Raw genomic sequence first — 20,548 nt, 5'->3', positions numbered from 1 at the left:
AATCAGCACCGATAGTTGTTGCCGCCATCTGGGATGCCATAGATAGCAGCCCCTCCCAACTCCCGGGCGATACTCAGTGGAGTACTCTTCCTTACGATGAAGAAGTCAGGGTCACCATCCGGATTCAACCGCCGAGGACGCCTCAGAGGGTGAAATCGCAGCCTTCCAACGGGCCGATGACCGTCAGGGTCATCGAGCGGCCCAGAATGTCATCGAGCCCATTTGGCCGCACTGAACTGCAGTATCAGGCTATCTTGTTGTCTGCAGTTAGGGGCTGCCCGCAGTCTTCAGTAAAGAGCGCAATCACGATTTCGTCAGTCAAACGCGCAGGGTCGATGTACAGCGGGCACCCCGAACGCATTACACAGAACGTCACATTGCCCGTGAAATGGTCGGGCTCCAGAAGAGTCGGCGCAGCGGAAACGTACGCCGCCATTCTGACCTGCGGCACCTGGCGATGCTGCCCGTAGAGAGCGGCCCAGGCAAACGCCACGCCTCGCCGCAGCAGCCGCGAGACGCACGCCTCGCCTTCCTCTAGGAAATCATCGTCTGGGGTCCCACGGCCATTGACAGCGATCTCATAGTCAGTGATCTCAGAGAATCTGGCACGCCTACCATGGTAATTCTCATACCAGCTTGTCAGTAGGACTGCATCGTCTACGACCATCCATCCACAGCTTAGCGTAGCCTCATATCTTACGAAAAGATCGCCCCGCGTGACTGTTTGCAGAAAACCCGATCCCACGATCCGCGCGGCTTCGGCGCTCATCCACGCCATTAGGAGCATCCTTCCACTAGTGATCAGTTCACCCGCAATATCCAACTACCCTGCCGAAGACTTCCACTGCCTGGGAAAACTTCTTCTTAAAGTCGGGATAGTTCTTCGCAAGGTCCTTTGTAAGAGATTTCGGCATACCTTCGAACGGGCCGATGACCGTCAGGGTCATCGAGCCGCCCCGGGTGTCATCGAGCCCATTCGACTTAAACACTGCACGGTCAAACCTGAGATCCTCAGTAATATACATTCCACCAAACATGACCGCTCCCCGAATTGACACCGCTCTCGCCAATCTGGCTTACCAGATCCTCGATAATCCCGTCGAAGATTGCAGTCATCTAGGGGAACCCGCCCTGCTTACCGTTACGGTTGGCAGCAAATCGAATTTGCGGATTAATACCCAGTCCCGAAATCACCGCTTCAATCACTACAGTCAAACACTTCAATGATCGCCATCGCTTCAAGCTGAAAGCGTTCTATATCGTCAAAAAATTGTGGACATCCAGCCGTTCGGGTAAAAAATTTCACCGTTGCGCCATGAGTCAGATAGTCATCATCAATACCGATCGATATGACAGCCGTGAGCAAGTTTCCATAATTAAGATTTTGAGCGTCCTTAATTGCATGGCATGCAAAGCTTCGCGCGCGGGCAACCAACGCCTCCAAGAACCGGTCTCGATCGGATGGCAGACCAACATCTGTAATACCGACGTCGTTTACCTCAAACTCATATCCTGATACTGAATTTACCTTCCAATCAGATCGCCAGCCTGAACTATAAAGCCCTCTTAGGAGCATGGATTCGACTGGCCCGATAATCCACCCCTCCCGAAGCAAGTCATACAATTCCACCGGCAAGTGATCACGCACAAGGAGCCTTGACCTCTCCCACATGGGAACCATTGGAGAATTCAATCTCATGACCACAGATTCACTCCGAAGTACTGACATGTCTTATTAATGGCGCACCGAGAACCATTCCCGCTGGCCCGATCCTAACCCGCCACCCGATCACCAAAAAGAGCAGAATATCGAACGAAAATCTTCGCAAGGCCATCCTTATTACGTACATTCAAAAACTCGCGCAACAGACGGAAAAGAGTGTCGACTGCTACCGAATTTTCCGCATCAGAAAGCCGAGCAGAAGGCGATCTCCAGCGGCCGACCGACACGGCATGCCTGATTACTAGCGCCTGCCAGCTCAGATTCGCACCTTCACCAAGTTCAACAGCCAACCACTCACTAAATCCATCGAGTAGTCGCCACGCATTTCCCGCATCACAGCCGTTAACGAAGGCAGCAGCAGCCGCGTATGATCCGTCAAGTCCAAGCATTCTTGGCCGTTCGTGGGCCAAACTAAAGACTTCTTCGTAATCCACGATTCTCCACTCCTCCAAGGCCAGTATGAGGGTCTGGGCGCCGGGTCGCGTGCGGTCTACATATTGACCGGGGGCGCCGGTCGCGAGTAGTAGACCTTGACGCTCCCGCAGCTTCTGGCCAGTTGCCGGACCGGTCCGGTCACCGGCACCCGGACGTCGCCGAGGGGAGCGATCGAGATGAGTCCGCCGATGGGCAGGCTGCGCACCATCTGCTGGGTGGCTCCCGGAGGCGGGTTCTCCCACAGGATGCACACCACCCGTACCTCGACCGTGACGTCGTTCGTGTTCTCCAGGAGGACGGTGTCGAAGTCCTCGGAGGGGTCGGTGTACCGGGTGTCCAGCAACCGGCGCGCGCGCAGGTCCACGGCGGCGCTCGCCGGCCGCTTCGCCCGATCCTTGTGCAGCACGGTCACCTGGACGTCGGCGACGTCCCGGAAGCCGGGACCGTCGAAGGCGAGGACGTCGTCCCCGGCCGAGCGGGGCGGCAGGACGACCAACCCGCGGTCGCTCCCGTACGCAGTCCGGACCGTGACGCCGGGGAGCGTGTGCCCCGCCCGGTCGAGCGGGACCAACTTCAGGGTCGGTGCCGTGGCGGTGAGTCCGTAATTGGTCATCGTGAGGACCTGGTCCATGTAACCGGAGCCGGTGGTCCGATCGAAGGTGAAGGCGATCTGCGGGTCCGGGTTCGACGGAACGAGGTTGACGAGGAGCACGCCGAACAGCAGCACCCCGAAACCGGCGCTCGCCAGTCTGATCCACCGGCGCGCGGACCGCCGGGCCCGTTCCACCTCTGGCGGGGTGACACGGGTCACGAACCCCTTGAGTCCCGAAGGCGGCTCGTACTCCCGGCGCAGCCGGGCGGCGATCTCCACGACCTCCGCCGCGGGGCACGCCAGGTGTCCGGCGCGCAACGCGATCGGGGCGCCGAACCGCCGCATGTTCATGCGGACCTCCGGGCGGGCCGGGACCGCCACGTCCTCCAGCGCCTGGCCGGACTCGCCGACGCGTATGACCAGCCGCGTGCCGCCCCGGCAGGCGCTCTGCTCCACCGCCGTCACGTTGGCCCACGAAAGGCGCATCTCGTACTTATGCCAGGTGATCCCGTGCGCTGTGAGGGTCAGGCCGCGCCTGGCGCGGAGTGCGGTCAGGACCGCGTTCGTCTCCAGGAGCGCGATGCCAACGATCCACAGGGCCATCGGCCCTCCGGCATCCCAGCCGAGAAACCACCTGAGCGCGATGGCAACCGGCCAGAACACCGTCCAGAACCAAACGGCGTGGCTTCGATACGCGATCCACTGCTCATCCCGCAGCGCCGTCACTGAATCCCCATCCATTGTCCCCGTCCCCGGCTCAGCGACGAAGATCGTAAAGCCGGATGCATCAGGAAGGCGCGGAGATCGCGGGTCGAGGCCGGTATCGGCCTGAGCCCGACAGAGAGAGCCGGGAACGGCGAGCGTGCTGTATACGGCAGTCCGAGATCGTGACCCGTACGAAGAATGGCTGCCCGGAACACGGGAGGCCGTCCCGCCGCCATCGTGCTATCACTCACGGCGCCCAGGCCGACCCTTCGCTGCATGCCGCGCCCGCCCACGCACCCGATTCCGATCGCAAGTAAGACGGCCGTATGAGACCGCTCCGAGGGCTTCGCCTCCTGGGGCGGACACCGCGTTCCTGTGAACGCCGAAGGGGCTTCCCGCGCGCCGTGGCGCGTGGAAAGCCCCTTCGGTGATGCCTCAGAGGGTGAAGTCGCGGCCCTCGAACGGGCCGATGACCGTCAGGGTCATCGGGCGGCCCAGGATGTCGCGGCCGACCGTGCGGATGTCGTCCAGTGTGACGGCCTCGATGCGACCCAGGATGTCGTCGACCGAGAGCAGGCTGTCGTAGACCAGCTCGCTCTTACCGATCCGGCTCATCCGGGACCCGGTGTCCTCAAGCCCAAGCACGAACGACCCTCGCAGCTGGCCCTTGCCGCGCTCGAGCTCCTCCTCGGTGATGCCGTGCTCGGCCACCTTGGCGACCTCGTCGCGGCAGATCTCGAGGACCTCGTCGACCTTGGCGGGCAGGCAGCCGGCGTACACGCCGAAGATGCCGGTGTCGGCGTACTGGGTGTTGTAGCTGTACACCGAGTAGGCCAGGCCGCGCTTCTCGCGGATCTCCTGGAACAGCCGGGAGGACATCCCACCGCCGAGCGCGGCGTTCAGGACGCCGAGGGCGAACCGTCGCTCGTCGGTGCGGGTGATCCCGACGGTGCCGAGGATCAGGTTGGCCTGCTCGGTCGGCCGGGCGAGCGACTTCACGCCGGGGGTCGGGGCCGCGCCGGGGCCGCCGATCCGCGGCGCGCTGGGCAGCTGCCCGTTGTCGCCGAGCACGCCCGCGAACGCCGCCTGTACCTGCCGTACGACCTCGTCGTGGTCGATGTTGCCGGCCGCCGAGACGACGAGGTTCTGCGGGACGTAGCGGTCCCGGTAGTACCGCGCGATGCGGTCCCGGCCGATGCCGCTGATCGACTCGACGGTGCCGAGGATCGGGCGGCCCAGTGGGGTGTCGCCGAACAGCGCCGCGGAGAACTCGTCGTGTACCGCGTCGGTGGGGTCGTCGTCGTGCATGGCGATCTCTTCGAGGATCACCCCGCGCTCGGCGTCGACGTCCTGCGGCTCGATGAGCGAGTCGATCACCATGTCGGAGACGACGTCGATGGCCAGCGGCATGTCGGAGTCGAGCACCCGCGCGTAGTAGCAGGTGTACTCCTTGGCGGTGAAGGCGTTCATCTCGCCGCCCGCCGCGTCCATCAGCGAGGAGATCTCCAGCGCCGTGCGCTTGCGCGTGCCCTTGAACAGCAGGTGCTCGAGGTAGTGGCTCGCGCCCGCGTCCTCGATCGACTCGTCACGCGAGCCGACCCCGGCCCAGATGCCGAAGGCCACCGAGCGGACGGTCGGCACGGTCTCGGTGACGACGCGCAGCCCACCCGGCAGAACGGTCCGCCGGACCACCCCGGCGCCGTCGGCGCCGGGGTGAACGACGTAGGTGGAACCGGGCTCCTGTTCCCTGGCGAGGACCGTCATGAGTTGCGGTCGCTGTCGCCGCCACGGCCGCTGCCGCCGCTGCTTCGGGTGCGTCGCCGGCGAGGGCGCTCGCCCCCGTCGCGGCTCTCCCGGCGCTCCGGGCGCTCGGCCCGCTCGCCGTCCTCGGCGGGAGCCGGCGCCTCGTCGGAGTCGGAGGCGGGAGCGGCCTCGGCGGCCGCGGCCTCGCGCTCGACGACCTCGACCGGAACCAGCGACAGCTTGCCGCGGTTGTCGATCTCGGTGACCTCGACCTGGATCTTCTCGCCGACCTTGATGACGTCGTCGATGTTCTCGATTCGCGCGCCGCCGTGCAGCTTGCGGATCTGGGAGATGTGCAGCAGGCCGTCCTTGCCGGGCAGCAGCGACACGAACGCGCCGAACGTGGTGGTCTTCACCACGGTGCCGAGGTAGCGCTCGCCGACCTCGGGCATGTGCGGGTTGGCGATCGAGTTGATCGCCTGCCGCGCGGCCTCGGCGGACGGGCCGTCGGTGGCGCCGACGTAGATGGTGCCGTCGTCCTCGATCGTGATCTCGGCGCCGGTGTCGTCCTGGATCGAGTTGATCATCTTGCCCTTGGGGCCGATGACCTCGCCGATCTTGTCGACCGGGACCTTGATCGTGATGATCCGCGGCGCGTTCGGGCTCATCTCACCGGGGGCCTCGATGGCCTCCTGCATGACGTCGAGGATCGCCAGGCGGGCGCCCTTGGCCTGCTTGAGCGCGGCGGCCAGGACCGAGGCCGGGATGCCGTCCAGCTTCGTGTCGAGCTGCAGGGCCGTGATCACGTCACGGGTGCCGGCGACCTTGAAGTCCATGTCGCCGAAGGCGTCCTCGGCACCGAGGATGTCGGTCAGCGTGACGTACTCGTCGCCCTCGTTGATCAGGCCCATCGCGATGCCGGCCACCATCTGCTTGAGCGGCACGCCGGCCGACAGCAGCGACATGGTGCTGGCGCAGACGGAGCCCATCGAGGTGGAGCCGTTGGAGCCGAGCGCCTCCGACACCTGCCGGATCGCGTACGGGAACTCCTCGCGCGTCGGCAGCACCGGGAGCAGGGCGCGCTCGGCGAGCGCACCGTGGCCGATCTCGCGCCGCTTCGGCGAGCCGACGCGGCCGGTCTCCCCGGTGGAGTACGGCGGGAAGTTGTAGTTGTGCATGTAGCGCTTGGTGCGCTCGGGGTTGAGCGTGTCGATCATCTGCTCCATGCGGAGCATGTTCAGCGTGGTCACGCCCATGATCTGGGTCTCGCCGCGCTCGAACAGCGCCGAGCCGTGCACGCGGGGCACGACGCCGACCTCGGCGGTCAGCTGGCGGATGTCCTTGACGCCGCGGCCGTCGATGCGGACCTTCTCGGCGATGACGCGCTCGCGGACGAGCTTCTTGGTCAGCGCGCGGAACGCGGCGCCGATCTCCTTCTCGCGCTCGACGAAGTCGGGGCCGACCTTCTCGGCCGCGAGGGCCTTGACGCGGTCGAGCTCGGTCTCGCGCTCCTGCTTGCCCGCGATGGTGAGCGCCTGGGCCAGCTCGGTGCGGACGGCGCCCTCGACGGCGGCGTACACGTCGTCCTGGTAGTCCAGGAAGATCGGGTACTCGGCCGTCTCCTTGGCCGCCTGGTCGGCGAGGCTGCGCTGCGCCTGGCAGAGCACCTTGATGAACGGCTTGGCGGCCTCCAGGCCCTCCGCGACCGTCTCCTCGGTCGGCGCGACCGCGCCCTCGGCGACGAGCTTGAGCGTGCCCGTGGTCGACTCGGCCTCGACCATCATGATCGCGACGTCACCGTCCTCGAGCACCCGGCCGGCGACGACCATGTCGAAGGTCGCCTTCTCCAGCTCCGGGTGGGTCGGGAATGCCACCCACTGGCCCTCGATCAGCGCGACGCGCACGCCGCCGATCGGACCGGAGAACGGCAGGCCCGCGAGCTGGGTGGACATCGACGCGGCGTTGATCGCCACGACGTCGTACAGGTGCTCCGGGTGGAGCGCCAGGATCGTCTCGACGACCTGGATCTCGTTGCGCAGGCCCTTCTTGAACGAGGGGCGCAGCGGCCGGTCGATCAGCCGGCAGGTGAGGATCGCGTCCTCGCTCGGCCGGCCCTCACGGCGGAAGAACGAGCCGGGGATGCGCCCGGCGGCGTACATCCGCTCCTCGACGTCGACCGTGAGCGGGAAGAAGTCGAGGTTGTCCTTCGGCTTCTTCGACGCGGTGGTCGCGGACAGCACCATCGTCTCGTCGTCCAGGTAGACGACGGCGGAACCGGCCGCCTGGCGGGCCAGCCGGCCCGTCTCGAAGCGGATCTTGCGTTGGCCGAATGAGCCGTTGTCGATGACGGCTTCGGCGATCTTCACACCATCCACGATGTGAAACCTCCTTGGGTCAGGTGGGAAACCCCGCATCCGTACCCGGAGGTGCAGCGCTCTGGTAAGAGGTGCCGGTCTTCGATCGAAGCCGTCGGATCGTCCGTGATCCGAGGGCCACTACCGAGGACCGGCCCCCGACACACCGTACGGGCGGCCGCGGGCTGTTGTGGAGTTATACGAAGAGAGGGAGCGGCATGCGCCGCTCCCTCCCGGACGTTATCGGCGGAGGCCGAGACGCTCGATCAGCTGCCGGTATCGGTTGATGTCCTTCTTCTGCAGGTACTGCAGAAGCCGGCGGCGGCGGCCGACCATCAGAAGCAGGCCACGACGGCTGTGGTGGTCGTGCTTGTGGGTCTTGAGGTGCTCGGTGAGCTCGTTGATCCGCTTGGTGAGCAGCGCCACCTGGACCTCGGGCGACCCGGTGTCACCCTCGACGGTGGCGTACTCGGCCATGATCTGCTTCTTGGTGGCGGTGTCCAGCGACACGGCTCTCCTTCTCTATCGGGTACGCGGTATGGAGTTCGAATGCACCCGGAAACCATGCGTACCCACAGTCTCCTGGGTGGAGGGGCCGCGGCTCGGTGAGCCGCCTCGCCGTGCACGGGGCAGCCGACTACTGCCGGTCACTTCCCCAGCGGCAAATCACGGTACCACGTCATGCCGAGCAGCCCATTATCAAGCTCAACGCCGCGGTCCGCCGGGATGTTCCCTAGGGGGTGTCCGGTCAGGGCGCGGTGATCTCCCGGGCGCGTGCGACGTCGTCGTGCATCCGCTCGATCAGCGCCTCGATCGAGTCGAACTTCAGCGTGTCGCGCAGCCGGGCGGTGAAGTCGACGCTCACGTGCTCGCCGTACAGGTCGAGGTCGTCGCGGTCCAGGGCGTACGCCTCGACCGTACGTTCCTGCCCCTCGAACGTCGGGTTGGTGCCGATGGAGATCGCCGCCGGCCAGCGCGCGTCGGGAAAGCCCGCCGAGTCGTCGCCCCGCACCCGCCCGTAGTCGGCGCAGTTGAGGTAACCGGCGTACACCCCGTCGCTCGGGATCGCGGTGTGCGGCAGGGTCTCCAGGTTGGCGGTCGGGAAGCCGAGCTCACGGCCGCGCCGCGCGCCGCGGACGACGACGCCCTCGACCCGGTGCGGACGGCCCAGCAGCTGCTCGGCGCCCTCGATGTCCCCGGCGGCGAGCCGCTCGCGGATCCGCGTCGAGGAGATCGGCTCGCCGTTGGCGACGAGCGGGACGCCCTCCGCCTCGAAGTCGTACTTGTCCCCCAGCTCCTGCAACAACGCGACGTCTCCGCGCGCCTTGTGGCCGAAGCGGAAGTCCTCCCCCACCACCACGCGCGCCGCGTGCAGCCGGTCGACGAGCACCGACTGGACGAACTCGTCGGGCCCCATCCGGGACAGCTCCAGCGTGAACGGAAGGATCATGACCGCGTCGGCGCCCAGGCCGGCCAGCAGCTCGGCGCGCCGCTTCGGCGTGCACAGCAGCGGCGGGTGCGTGCCGGGCCGCACGACCTCGTCCGGATGCGGATCGAACGTGATCACCACCGACGGCAGTCCGAGCTCACGCGCGAACTCCGACGCCCGGGCGACGATGCGCTGGTGCCCCAGGTGCACCCCGTCGAACACCCCGATGGTGACGACGGACCTGCCCCAGTCGGCGGGCACCTCGTCGAGGCCATGCCAGCGTCGCACCTGTCCACCCCTTTTCGCGATCGTCTAAAGCCTGCCACACCGATGACAGCGGGTCAGTTCCGGCTCATGATCAGGCCATGCCCCTCGCCTGGAGACCCGTGCTGGCCGTCAGTATCGCGGCCGGCGTCGTACTGACCGCGCTCAGCGCCCGGTACGGCTACCACCGCGACGAACTCTACTTCCGTGTCGTCGGCGCGCACCCGGCATGGGGGTATCCGGACCAGCCTCCGCTCGTCCCGCTGTACGCGGCCGCCGCCGGAGGCTCGCTGATGCTGCTGCGCCTCCCCGCGACGCTGGCGTTCATGGCGGGCGTGGTGCTGACCGCCCTGATCGCCCGGGAGATGGGCGGCGGCCCGCGCGCCCAGACGGTCGCGGCGCTGGCGTGGGCCGTCACACCGGCGCTCGCGGTCGGCGGTCACCTCATGCAGCCGACGATCTTCGACGTCGTGGCCTGGACCGCGGTGACCTTCCTGGTCACCCGCTGGATACGGGTCCGCGACGACCGTCTCCTGCTCGGCGTCGGCCTGGTCACCGCGGTGGCGCTGCAGATCAAGTTCGTGATCGTGTTCTTCCTCGCCGCGCTTGTCGTGGGCGTCTTGCTGGCCGGGCCGCGCGATCTTCTCCGCCGTCCGCTGCTGTACGCCGGTGCGGCGGTGGCCGTGCTCGCCTGGCTGCCGGGCCTCTGGTGGCAGGCCCGGCACGGCTGGCCGCAGCTGGAGATGGGCCGGGTCATCGCGGCCAAGGGCACCGACGGCGGCCGGCTGGGCTTCCTGCCCTGGCAGGTGATCGACACGGGCATCCTCACCGCGCCGATCTGGATCGTGGGGCTGGTGCGGCTGTGGCGGGGGCCATGGCGGCTGTTCGTCTGGGCCTACGCGTTCCTGCTGCTCGTCTTCGTGATCACCGGTGGCAAGCACTACTACACGATGGGCGCCTACCCTGCGCTGTGGGCCGCCGGCGCCCAGGTCGCCGAACGCTGGCGGCTGCGGTCGGTCATGTTCGGAATCGCGGCGCTCACGACGATCGGGCTGCTACTGCCGGTGTATCCGCTGCGCGTCCTGCACGCGACGCCGGAGGCGGCGATCAGTTATGACGTCCGCGAGACGGTGGGCTGGCCGGAGCTCACGGCGGCGGTGGCAAAGGTGTACCGCCCCGGCTACGTCATCCTGGCCGGTGACTACGGCGTCGCGGGAGCGATCGACCGGTACGGCGCGGCGTACGGCCTGCCGAAGGCCTACAGCGGCCACAACGGCCTGTGGTACCTCGGGCGGCCGAAGAACGACGGCGCCCCCGTGATCGTCCTGCCCGCGGCGCGGGAGTTCCTCACGCGCTACTGGTCCGACGTCCAGGTCGCCGGACGGGTCGACGACGGCGTACGGATCCAGAACGAGGAGCAGGGTCAGCCGATCTGGATCTGCCGGGGTCAGCGGGTGCCCTGGGACCGGCTCTGGCCCCAGCTCAAGCGGCTCGCCTAAACAGCCCGGTCGGAGGCGTACGGGCGCAGGCGGACCTGGATCTCGCCGCAGACGCAGCGGCTGTAGGTGACGACGCCCTCCGAGGTGAAGTGCCGGGAGAGCACCTCATAGACGTCTGACTCGGGCCAGCCGCAGGTCGGGCAGTCGCTCACCGGGGTTCCGCCTCCGCACCACATCGCGCGTAATCGATTAGATTTGAATGACGCTTACATCCAAGCACATCGTGGAAGATGGATCAATGCGGATTACGGGCTACAAAAGCCATGGCGTGGGGGCCGCCGCGGCCCTCGTCAACGCGGTCACGAGCCGCGACGGCGACGACAGTGATGAGGCGTTGCGGGCGATCCTCGGCGAGCATGGGTTCTTCGTGCAGCAGTTCGCCTCGGCGACCGCGGACGAGCTGCGGCCCTGGGCTCGGACGCTCCGCTCCTTCTTCGAGGCCGAGAGCCTCGACGCGGCGGTGGCGCTGCTGAACGGCCTGCTGTCCGATGTGCCGATGCATCCGCACCTGGCGGACCACGACGAGCTGGGGCTGCACGTCCACTACGCGCCACCGGAGGTGGACCTCGCGCACCGGGTCCGCGCGACGACGCTGATGAACCTCGCCGAGCTGCTGTGCGACCACGGCATCGACCGGATCGGCGTGTGCGCCGCGGCCGACTGCGACCGGGTCTACGCCGACGACTCCCGGGGCGGGCGACGCCGGTTCTGCTCCGACGCCTGCGCCAACCGTACGAACGTCGCCGCCTACCGCGCCCGCCGCCGCCAGCCCACGTGAACCGCTGACCGCCGAGGATCGTGGGCGTCAGAGGCCCAGGGACCCTCGGCGCACGGTCCGCTCAGCGGAAGGGAACCTCGACGCGCCCGGCGACGCGTCAGGACACGAAGACGGCGATGGGCTTGGCGACGGGACCGTGCTCCTCGACCAGGGCCAGCAGGGTGCCGTCGGGGCCGAAGACGCCGATGGGCCCCTGGCCGAGCCCCGTCGCGGCCAGCCGGCCGCCGTGCGCGATCTTCCGCGCGTCGTCCTCGGAGACGTCGAGCCGGGGGAACGCGGCGGCGACCGCCTCCTCCATCGGCAGCACGGTGAGCTCTTCGGAGAGCCGGTCGATCGTGTGCGCCATCGACAGGTCGTACGGGCCGACGCGGGTGCGGCGCAGGGCGGTCAGGTGCCCGCCGACGCCCAGGGCCGCCCCCAGGTCGCGGGCGAGCGCCCGGATGTAGGTGCCGCTGGAGCAGGTGATCGTCGCGGTCACGTCGAGCAGGTCGCCCTCGCGGCGGAAGTCGCCGAGCCCGAACTCGTACACGGTGACGGTACGCGGCTTGAGCTCGACCTCCTCGCCGGCCCGGGCCCGCTTGTACGCGCGCTGGCCGTTCACCTTGATCGCGCTGACCTGCGGGGGGATCTGCTCGATCGACCCGGTCAGGTCCACGACGGCGTTCCGTACGGCGTCCTCGGTCACCTCGGCCGCCGAGGCGGTCGCGGTGGGCTCGCCCTCGGCGTCGTCGGTGTTGGTGGACTGCCCGAGGCGGATGACGGCCTCGTAGGTCTTCTCGGTGAGCGCCAGGTGTCCGAGCAGCCGGGTGGCCTTCTCGACCCCGATGACCAGCACGCCCGTCGCCATGGGGTCGAGCGTGCCGGCGTGCCCGACGCGTCGGGTGCCCGCCAGCCGGCGCATCTTGCCCACGACGTCGTGGGAGGTCCAGCCGGCCGGCTTGTCGACGATGACAAGTCCGTTCATGAGTGGGCGGCGACCTCGATCTGAGTCAGGAGCTCGCGCAGCCGGGCGACGGCCTGCTCGACCTCACCGTGCAGGGTGAAACCCGCCGCGGTGGGATGGCCGCCGCCGCCGAGGGCCACGCAGGCCATGCCGACGTCGATGCGGCCCTTGGACCGCGTGGAAACCTGCCAGGCGCCCTCGTCGTCCTCCTTGAAGACGACGGCGACCTCCGCCTCGTCCGTACGGCGGACGACGTCGATGACGCCCTCGAGCAGGTCGTACGAGAGGCCGTGCGCGGCGCGGTCGGCGCGCGTCACGGTCGTCCAGACCATGCCGAGCCCGTCCGCGACGTCCGGCTCCAGCCGGGCCCGGCCGAGCGCGGCCGCGAGCACGGGCAGGTATCCGAAGGGGGCGCGGTCCCAGACCTCGCGGGCGACCTGCTCGGGCCGGATGCCCGTCGCCAGCAGCCGCTGTGCGAGGGCGTGGACCTCGGGGGTCGTGGACCGGTACTTGAACGAGCCGGTGTCGGTGACGAGGCCGACGTACAGGTCGAGCGCGATGTCGTGGGTGAGCGGGACGCCCAGTCGGTCGATGAGGTCCTCGACGATCACGGCGGTGGCCGCGGCGCCGGGGGCGACCAGGTGCGTGGTGCCGAACCGCGTGTTGGACGCGTGGTGATCGACGACGATCAGCTCCCGCGCCTTCCCGGCGTTGGCCGCCAGGCTGCCGAGGCGGTCGCTGCCCGCCGCGTCGAACGTGATCATCACGTCCGGCTCGGCGGGGAAGTCGGCCGGGTCGGTGAGCAGGTCCAGGCCGGGCAGGAAGCGCAGGATCCGCGGCACGACGAACGCGTCGCCGAACGAGGCCGTGAACGGCTTGCCCAGCGCGCGCAGCGCCTGCGCGAACGCCAGCATCGAACCCAGCGCGTCGCCGTCCGGACAGACGTGGCAGGCGAGGCACACCTCGTCGGTCCGCTGGATCGACTCGACCGCCCTGTCCCACTCGTCGGCGGCGATGGCTGGGACCCTACCCGGCGCGGAGTTCACGACCGGGAGTATCCCGCGTCGCCGCCACCGTCGCTGTCGGTTTCGTCAACATCGTCCTCGATCAAGGTCTCCCGGTACGGGTTGGCGTCCCCCGCGGGCCGGGCGTTCTCCGCCGCCTTGGCGACCCGCTCGTCGGAGGCGCGCGCCTTGGCGAGCAGGTCGTCGATCTGGCGGACGTTCTCCGGGAGCGCGTCCGGCACGAAGGTGAGGCTGGGCGTGTGCCGCACTCCGGTGCGCTTGCCCACCTCCGAGCGGATCACGCCCTTGGCGCTCTCCAGCGCCGCGGCGCTGTCGGCGCGCTCGGCGTCGCTGCCGTACACGGTGTAGAAGACCGTCGCGTCCCGCAGGTCGTTGGTCAGCCGCGTGTCCGTCACGGTCACGAAGCCGAGCCGCGGGTCCTTGATCCGCCGCTCCAGCATCTCCGCGACGATCTGCTGAATGCGATCGGCGAGCTTGCGAGCCCTCGCGGGGTCGGTCACAGTTCCTCCATTGTCGTTCCGCCGCCCGACCGACCTGGGTCGGGGCGCGCCCTCACCGATGCCTCGCGAACGTCACTCACGACTCCTCCTCATTGAAGAGCCGCTGCCTGGCGGACAGGAGCTCGACCTCCGGCCGCCCGGCGATGAGACGCTCGCACGCCTCGAGCACCTCGACGCAGTTGCCCGCCGTGGCGGACACGACCGCGACGCCGATCTCCGCCCGCCGGTGCAGGTCGAGGTTGCCGGTCTCGGCCGCCGCGACCGCCGGAAACCGACGCCGTACTTCGGCGACGATCGGGCGGACCACGGCACGCTTCTGTTTGAGCGAGCGTACGTCGCCGAGCAAAAGGTCCAGAGTCAGCGATCCCACATACACAACGGTCACCCCGCGCGATCCGTTCCGGTCATCCGCATTTCAGTCACCGGCGCAGGGACGGCCGACAGCGAGATGGCGTGCGACAGAGCCGCACGCCACCCAGGGCCTGTCTCGAAGCCCCGCTGTCCCACGGACCCGGACTTCGAGACAGGCCCCAGGAGCCCACGCGGACCTCGTCGGTCCGCGTGGGCTCACGCCGTCTCGGAATCAGGCCGTCCCAGGCCTTCGGGCGAGGGTCAGACCCGCGGCTTCTCCCGCATCTCGAAGGTCTCGATGACATCGCCGATCTTGATGTCGCCGTAGCCGACCCCGATACCGCACTCGAAGCCCTCGCGGACCTCGGTCGCGTCGTCCTTGAAGCGGCGGAGCGACGACACCGTGAGGTTGTCGGAGATCACGACGCCGTCGCGGATCAGACGCGCCTTGCTGTTGCGGTTGATCGTGCCGGACTGGACCATCGAGCCCGCGACGTTGCCGATGCGCGGCACCTTGAAGATCTCGCGGATCTCCGCCGTGCCGAGCTGGACCTCCTCGAACTCGGGCTTGAGCATGCCCTTGAGCGCCGCTTCGACTTCCTCGATCGCCTGGTAGATGACCGAGTAGTAGCGGATGTCGACGCCCTCGCGGTCCGCCAGCTCCTGAGCGTTGCGCTCGGGACGGACGTTGAAGCCGATGATGACCGTGCCCTCGGACGTGAGCGAGAGGTTCACGTCGTCCTGGGTGATCGCACCGACACCGCGGCGGATGACGCGCAGACCGACCTCGTCGCCGACGTCGATCTTGAGGAGCGCGTCCTCCAGGGCCTCCACCGAACCGGACACATCGCCCTTGATGACGAGGAGCAGCTCCTGCACCTCGCCCTTCTCGAGGTCCTTGAACATCTCCTCGAGAGTGCGACGCCCGCGGCTGCGGAGCAGCTCGGCGTTGCGCTTGCGGGCCTGACGGCGGTCGGCGATCTGCCGGGCCATCCGGTCGTCGTCGACGACGATGAAGTTGTCGCCGGCGCCCGGTGTGGCCGACAGGCCCAGCACCAGGACCGGACGGGACGGCAGCGCCTCCTCGACGGTGCTGCCGTTCTCGTCGAGCATCGCCCGGACGCGGCCGAAGGCCTCACCACAGACGATGGAGTCGCCGACCCGGAGCGTGCCGCGCTGCACGAGCACGGTCGCCACGGAGCCGCGGCCCTTGTCGAGGTGCGCCTCGATCGCGACGCCCTGCGCGTCCTGCTCGGGGTTGGCCCGCAGGTCGAGCTCGGCGTCGGCGGTCAGCACGATCGCCTCGAGGAGGTCGTCGATGCCCAGCCGCTGCTTCGCCGAGATGTCGACGAACTGCGTCTGGCCACCGAACTCCTCGGCGACGAGGCCGTACTCGGTGAGCTGGGCGCGCACCCGCTGCGGGTCCGCCCCCTCCTTGTCCACCTTGTTGACCGCGACGACGATCGGCACGCCGGCCGCGTTCGCGTGGTCGATGGCCTCGGTGGTCTGCGGCTTCACCCCGTCGTCGGCGGCGACCACCAGGACGACCAGGTCGGTCGTCTCGGCACCACGGGCACGCATGGCGGTGAACGCCTCGTGACCCGGGGTGTCGATGAAGGTGATCTTGCGCTCCTGGCCGTCGACCTCGGTCGCGACCTGGTAGGCGCCGATGTGCTGGGTGATGCCGCCGGCCTCGCCGGCCACCACGTTGGCGTTGCGGATCGCGTCGAGCAGCTTCGTCTTACCGTGGTCGACGTGGCCCATGACGGTGACCACCGGCGGACGGGACGCGAGGTTCTCCTCGCCGCCCTCGTCCTCGCCGAACTCGATGTCGAAGGACTCGAGCAGCTCGCGGTCCTCGTCCTCCGGGCTGACGACCTGGACGTCGTAGTCCAGCTCGCCGCCGAGGACCTGCAGCGTCTCCGCGTTGACCGACTGGGTCGCCGTCACCATCTCACCGAGGTGCAGCATCACCTCGACGAGCGACGCCGGGTTGGCGCCGATCTTCTCGGCGAAGTCGGTCAGCGAGGCGCCCTGCGGCAGCCGGATGGTCTTGCCGTTGCCGCGCGGGACGCGGACGCCGCCGATCGCCGGCGCCTGCATGTTGTCGAACTCTTGACGCCGCTGCTTCTTCGACTTGCGGCCCCGCGCCGGACGCCCGCCCGGACGGCCGAACGCACCCTGCGTGCCACCACGGCCGCGACCGCCGCCACCGGGGCGCGGGCCGCCGAAGCCGCCGCCACCACCGGGACGACCAGCACCGCCGCCGGCACCGGCCGGACGGCCGAAACCGCCACCGCCACCACCGGGACGACCGCCGCCACCGGGACGACCGCCGCCGCCACCGCCGCCGGGACGGCCACCGCCGCCACCGCCGGGACGACCGCGCCCGCCGCCGGGACCACCGGGGCCACCGCTGTCCCGCTGCGGGCGGGACGGCATGTTCATCGGGCTGGGCCGCGGGCCTCCAGGCCGGGGCGGCATGCTGCCCGGGTTCGGACGAGGACCGCCCGCACCCGGAGCACCCGCCGGGCGGTCGCCACGCGGCGCACCCGGACGGTCGCCACGCGGCCCACCGGGACGGTCACCACGCGGGGCGCCCGGACGGTCGCCACGCGGCCCACCGGGACGGTCACCGCGCGGACCCGCGGGGCGGTCGCCACGCTGGCCGGGCGGACCCGGGCGCGGACCCGGCTTGGGCGCCGAACCCATGCCCGTGTTGGTCGAAGAGAACGGGTTGTTGCCCGGACGGGGACGACCCCCGCCGGGGCGCGGACCGGGCGTCGCCGGACGCTCCCCGCCGCGGCCACCGGAACCCCCGGGGGCACCAGGACCACCCGGACGCGGACCACCCGGACCTGGCTTCGGACCAGGACCACCCGGACGACCGGCCGCCGGCCCCGGACGGGGCCCGGGACTGGGCTTCGGCCCGGGGGCACCGCCCTGCGGGGCGGGGGCACCGCCCTGCGGGGCGGGACGGGGCGCCGCGGGACCCGGCGCGGGCTGACGGGGACCCGGCTTCGGAGCCTCGGGCGCGGACGGCGCCTCGGGGCGCGCGGCCTCCGCCTTGAACTCGGGCCGCAGATCCTGCCGGATCTCCGGCCGGGGCTGCTCCGGCTTGGGCTCCTGCCTCGGCGCGGCCGGCTTCGGACCCGGAACCGGCCTGTTACGCGGACCCGGCTTCGGAGCCGGGGCCGAGCCTCTTCTGTCGGCGGACGGCTTGGCCGGTCCGCCACCGAAAGCTTCTTTAAGTCTGCGTACAACCGGCGCCTCGATCGTCGAGGACGCCGAACGGACGAACTCGCCCATCTCGTTGAGCTTGGCCATGACGGCCTTGCTCTCGACACCGAACTCCTTGGCGAGCTCGTACACCCGGACCTTTGCCACTGCACTCCCTACTCGGCCCGGGGAAACGCGTCCTCGGACCGTCGCTACCTTGCGGTAATCATCGCTGCGTGCTCATCGAGCGCTCATAGCAATCTCGACCTGCTTCCGACTAGACGTCGCTTACAAACCGTCCTGCTGTGACTCGAACCAGTGCCGAAGCGCACTGACGTCGAGCGGCCCCGGCAGGCGGAACGCCCGCGGAAACGCCCGACGACGCTCGGCCAGCTCAAGACATGCCAGGTCAGGGTGCAGGGAGGCGCCCCGGCCCGGCAGTCGCCCGTGCGGATCAGGGGCGATGGAGCCCTCGATCACGACCAGGCGCAGCAGGTCGGACTTGGCCGTACGAACCCGACAGCCCACACACGTGCGCTGTGGGGCCGCTCGGCCACGATTAATGAGTCTACCGCGTCGACGCGTCTGCGGGACCTGCCGCATGCTCCCCTTCGGAGGAAGATCCGGTCTCCGTGTCGGGCCGGATGTCGATCCGCCAGCCGGTGAGACGGGCGGCGAGACGGGCGTTCTGCCCTTCTTTTCCGATCGCCAGGGAGAGCTGGTAGTCGGGCACGATGACCCGCGCGACCCGCCCCTCTGCGTCGACGACCTCAACGTGGTTAACCCGCGCCGGCGACAGGGCATTCCCGACGAACTCGGCGGGCTCGTCGGACCAGTCGACGATATCGATCTTCTCGCCGTGCAGCTCGTGCATCACATTTCGGACACGGCTGCCCATCGGCCCGATGCAGGCGCCCTTGGCGTTGACCCCCGGCTTGCGGGACCGCACCGCGATCTTCGTGCGGTGACCGGCCTCACGGGCGATCGCCGCGATCTCCACGGTGCCGTCGGCGATCTCGGGGACCTCGAGCGCGAAGAGCTTCTTCACCAGGTTCGGGTGGGTCCGGGACAGCTTCACCAGCGGTCCGCGGTGCCCCTTCTTGACCTGCACGACGTAGGAGCGGATCCGCTCGCCGTGGTCGTAATTCTCGCCGGGGACCTGCTCCTCCGGGGGCAGGACGCCCTCCAGCTTGCCCAGGTCCACGAGGACGTTGCGCGGGTCCTTGCCCTGCTGGATCACGCCCGCCACGATGTCGCCCTCACGCCCGGCGTACTCCCCGAACGTCAGCTCGTCCTCGGCGTTGCGCAGGTGCTGCAGGATGACCTGTTTCGCGGTGGTCGCCGCGATCCGGCTGAAATTGGTCGGCGTGTCGTCGTACTCCCGTACGCCGACGCCCTCCTCATCGGTCTCCGTCGCCCAGACGGTGACGTGACCGCTCTTCCGGTCGAGCTCGACGCGCGCCTTGGGCGCCGCGCCCTCGGTCCGGTGGTACGCGATGAGCAGTGCTTCCTCGATCGCCTTGACCACGAGGTCGAGAGAGATGTCCTTTTCACTCTCGAGACTCCGCAGGGCCGTCATGTCGATGTCCACGAGGCCTCCCCCTAGTCCTCGTCGCCGGCGGCGCCGTCGTCGTCGCCCCGGCGGTTGAACTCCACCTGGACCCGGCCGCGGGCCAGCTCGGCGTAGCCCAGCCGGTGCTCGCTGCCGTCGCTGTCCAGGACGACGGCCGTGTCGTCGGCGCTCGTGACCCGGCCGGTGATCTCTCCGCCCTCGGTGAGCGTCGCGCGGACGAGACGGCCGGCCGCGCGCCGCCAGTGCCGCGGCTGGGTGAGCGGCCGGTCGACGCCCGGCGAGGTCACCTCGAGGACGTACGATCCGGAGCCCATCGCGTCGCTTTCGTCGAGGACGTGCGAGATCTCCTGGCTGACGTCCGCGACGCCGTCGAGGCTGACTCCGCCGTCGGCGTCGACGATGACCCGCACCTGCCGGCGCTTGCCGGCCGGGGTCACGATCACGTCCTCCAGATCGAACCCGGCGCCGGCGATCACGGGTTCGAGCAGCCGCATGAGCGCGGCCCGGGTCTCGTGCCCGGATCCGCGCCGGCCCGCCTGAGCGCTGCCACGGCGGCCGTCCACGCTCATGTGGGCCCTCCTCCATGCCTGATGGGACGGTGGCCGCCCGATGCGCCCACTCCGCCCCCAAGACTATCCACAGCCGAGGGGGCCGGGTGCCCGCATCGCCAGCAGCCGGGTACACCCTTGTGGAATGCTTGCGCAGCGGAGTCGATCAGATCATGAACGGAGGCACGCTTGGACGCGCTGCGGTTCCCGGGTCCCACGCGGCGCGCGGCGATGCTCGGCGGCTCCGCGGCGGTGCTGACCGCGATGGCCGGATGCACCAGTGTGGGCCAGGCGGCGGCCCCGCCCCCGGGCCCCGACGTGACGGTGCTGACCGCCGCCGTCCAGAGCGAGGCGTCCCTCATCGCCCTGTACGAGGCGGTGCTCGGCGCGCACAAGACGCTGGCCGACCGGCTCAAGCCGCTGCACGATCACCACACGCAGCATCTCGCCGTCCTGCAGCGCCACTACGTTCCCGGCACGAAGACCGGCACCGCGACGCCCGCCCCACAGGAGACGGTCACCGCGCCGGCGAGCGAGTCCGGGGCCATCGCGGCGCTGCGGTCCGCCGAGCGCAAGGCCGCCGCGGCCCGCGCCGACGACGTCCGCCGGGCCGACCCGGCGCTGTCCCAGCTGCTCGCCTGCATCGGCGCCTGCGAGGCCGGCCACGCCCAGGCCCTGGCGGGAGGGGCCCGATGAGCGAGCCGTGGTGGCACGAGGCGCCTGAGGGCAGCGGATCTCCGCGCTCCCGAGCGCCCCGGAGACGGGCAGAAGGCACTTACGGCGGGTCTCGACGCTCCCGAGCGCCCCGGAGACGGGCGGAGGGCACGAGCGCTCCGCGCTCCCGAGCACCCCGGAGACGGGCAGAAG

At 69.2% G+C, this 20,548-nt stretch carries 21 protein-coding genes; 3 read left to right on the top strand and 18 right to left on the bottom strand.

Annotation, left to right across the window (positions count from 1 at the left end):
* Positions 1-244: 244 nt before the first annotated feature.
* The 9 genes from ACQP2O_RS13255 to ACQP2O_RS13215 all read right to left on the bottom strand — a co-directional run bounded on the left by ACQP2O_RS13255 (position 245) and on the right by ACQP2O_RS13215 (position 9,269).
* A complete protein-coding gene (locus ACQP2O_RS13255; RefSeq protein WP_433183576.1) occupies positions 245-769 on the bottom strand; it encodes a hypothetical protein in 525 nt (174 codons plus the stop codon).
* 37 nt (positions 770-806) lie between these two features.
* The gene (locus tag ACQP2O_RS13250; protein ID WP_433183574.1) at positions 807-1,037 is read right to left on the bottom strand and encodes a hypothetical protein; all 231 of its coding nucleotides are present in this window, start codon (positions 1,035-1,037) and stop codon (positions 807-809) included.
* A 161-nt stretch (positions 1,038-1,198) separates the two neighbouring features.
* A complete protein-coding gene (locus ACQP2O_RS13245; protein ID WP_433183571.1) occupies positions 1,199-1,630 on the bottom strand; it encodes a hypothetical protein in 432 nt (143 codons plus the stop codon).
* 143 nt (positions 1,631-1,773) lie between these two features.
* Positions 1,774-2,157: a hypothetical protein gene (locus ACQP2O_RS13240; RefSeq protein WP_433183569.1), complete on the bottom strand. Its 384-nt coding sequence runs from the start codon at positions 2,155-2,157 to the stop codon at positions 1,774-1,776.
* Between the two features lie 56 nt (positions 2,158-2,213).
* On the bottom strand, positions 2,214-3,491 hold the full coding sequence (locus ACQP2O_RS13235) for a hypothetical protein (protein ID WP_433183566.1): 1,278 nt from the start codon (positions 3,489-3,491) through the stop codon (positions 2,214-2,216).
* A 399-nt stretch (positions 3,492-3,890) separates the two neighbouring features.
* Entirely contained in the window at positions 3,891-5,219 is a 1,329-nt protein-coding gene (locus ACQP2O_RS13230; RefSeq protein WP_433183564.1) for a M16 family metallopeptidase, read from the bottom strand.
* Positions 5,216-7,573: a polyribonucleotide nucleotidyltransferase gene (locus ACQP2O_RS13225; protein ID WP_433183561.1), complete on the bottom strand. Its 2,358-nt coding sequence runs from the start codon at positions 7,571-7,573 to the stop codon at positions 5,216-5,218. The genes ACQP2O_RS13230 and ACQP2O_RS13225 overlap by 4 nt, the downstream gene beginning before the upstream one ends.
* Before the next feature lie 219 nt (positions 7,574-7,792).
* Positions 7,793-8,062, bottom strand: coding sequence for a 30S ribosomal protein S15 (rpsO, locus tag ACQP2O_RS13220; protein WP_360889808.1), 270 nt, complete (start codon positions 8,060-8,062; stop codon positions 7,793-7,795).
* Between the two features lie 238 nt (positions 8,063-8,300).
* Complete coding sequence (locus ACQP2O_RS13215; protein ID WP_433183558.1) at positions 8,301-9,269, bottom strand: bifunctional riboflavin kinase/FAD synthetase; 969 nt, start codon at positions 9,267-9,269, stop codon at positions 8,301-8,303.
* 77 nt (positions 9,270-9,346) lie between these two features.
* On the opposite strand from ACQP2O_RS13215, the gene ACQP2O_RS13210 reads away from it, so the two are divergent.
* Positions 9,347-10,744 carry an ArnT family glycosyltransferase gene (locus ACQP2O_RS13210; protein WP_433183555.1) on the top strand — a complete coding sequence of 466 codons (1,398 nt, stop codon included), beginning with the start codon at positions 9,347-9,349 and terminating at the stop codon, positions 10,742-10,744.
* On the opposite strand, the gene ACQP2O_RS13205 is transcribed toward ACQP2O_RS13210, so the two are convergent.
* Entirely contained in the window at positions 10,741-10,896 is a 156-nt protein-coding gene (locus ACQP2O_RS13205; protein WP_433183552.1) for a hypothetical protein, read from the bottom strand. The two genes, ACQP2O_RS13210 and ACQP2O_RS13205, sit on opposite strands and share 4 nt — an antisense overlap.
* Before the next feature lie 86 nt (positions 10,897-10,982).
* Between ACQP2O_RS13205 and ACQP2O_RS13200 the strand changes: the two genes are divergently transcribed.
* Positions 10,983-11,522 carry a CGNR zinc finger domain-containing protein gene (locus ACQP2O_RS13200; protein ID WP_433183549.1) on the top strand — a complete coding sequence of 180 codons (540 nt, stop codon included), beginning with the start codon at positions 10,983-10,985 and terminating at the stop codon, positions 11,520-11,522.
* A 97-nt stretch (positions 11,523-11,619) separates the two neighbouring features.
* Here the strand turns inward: ACQP2O_RS13200 and truB are convergent, their stop codons facing one another.
* From truB to rimP, 8 genes are all read right to left on the bottom strand, one after another.
* A complete protein-coding gene (gene truB / locus ACQP2O_RS13195; RefSeq protein ID WP_433183547.1) occupies positions 11,620-12,486 on the bottom strand; it encodes a tRNA pseudouridine(55) synthase TruB in 867 nt (288 codons plus the stop codon).
* A complete protein-coding gene (locus ACQP2O_RS13190) occupies positions 12,483-13,511 on the bottom strand; it encodes a DHH family phosphoesterase (protein ID WP_433183544.1) in 1,029 nt (342 codons plus the stop codon). The genes truB and ACQP2O_RS13190 overlap by 4 nt, the downstream gene beginning before the upstream one ends.
* Complete coding sequence (gene rbfA / locus ACQP2O_RS13185) at positions 13,508-13,990, bottom strand: 30S ribosome-binding factor RbfA (RefSeq protein ID WP_433183541.1); 483 nt, start codon at positions 13,988-13,990, stop codon at positions 13,508-13,510. The genes ACQP2O_RS13190 and rbfA overlap by 4 nt, the downstream gene beginning before the upstream one ends.
* 76 nt (positions 13,991-14,066) lie before the next feature.
* Positions 14,067-14,366: a DUF503 domain-containing protein gene (locus ACQP2O_RS13180; protein WP_433191007.1), complete on the bottom strand. Its 300-nt coding sequence runs from the start codon at positions 14,364-14,366 to the stop codon at positions 14,067-14,069.
* Between the two features lie 236 nt (positions 14,367-14,602).
* Entirely contained in the window at positions 14,603-17,728 is a 3,126-nt protein-coding gene (gene infB, locus ACQP2O_RS13175) for a translation initiation factor IF-2 (RefSeq protein ID WP_433183539.1), read from the bottom strand.
* A gap of 120 nt (positions 17,729-17,848) precedes the next feature.
* Complete coding sequence (locus ACQP2O_RS13170; protein ID WP_433183537.1) at positions 17,849-18,088, bottom strand: YlxR family protein; 240 nt, start codon at positions 18,086-18,088, stop codon at positions 17,849-17,851.
* 40 nt (positions 18,089-18,128) lie between these two features.
* Positions 18,129-19,151 carry a transcription termination factor NusA gene (gene nusA / locus ACQP2O_RS13165; protein WP_433183535.1) on the bottom strand — a complete coding sequence of 341 codons (1,023 nt, stop codon included), beginning with the start codon at positions 19,149-19,151 and terminating at the stop codon, positions 18,129-18,131.
* 11 nt (positions 19,152-19,162) lie between these two features.
* Positions 19,163-19,702, bottom strand: coding sequence for a ribosome maturation factor RimP (gene rimP, locus ACQP2O_RS13160; RefSeq protein ID WP_433183532.1), 540 nt, complete (start codon positions 19,700-19,702; stop codon positions 19,163-19,165).
* Between the two features lie 168 nt (positions 19,703-19,870).
* On the opposite strand from rimP, the gene ACQP2O_RS13155 reads away from it, so the two are divergent.
* Positions 19,871-20,377, top strand: a complete 507-nt coding sequence (locus tag ACQP2O_RS13155) for a hypothetical protein (protein WP_433183529.1) — start codon at positions 19,871-19,873, stop codon at positions 20,375-20,377.
* Positions 20,378-20,548 lie beyond the last annotated feature (171 nt).

Source organism: Actinoallomurus sp. CA-150999, from assembly GCF_050942425.1.
Classification (GTDB): Bacteria; Actinomycetota; Actinomycetes; order Streptosporangiales; family Streptosporangiaceae; genus Actinoallomurus.
The sequence above is the reverse complement of the archived record's forward strand: the minus strand, read 5'-3'. Positions and strand labels throughout refer to the sequence as shown.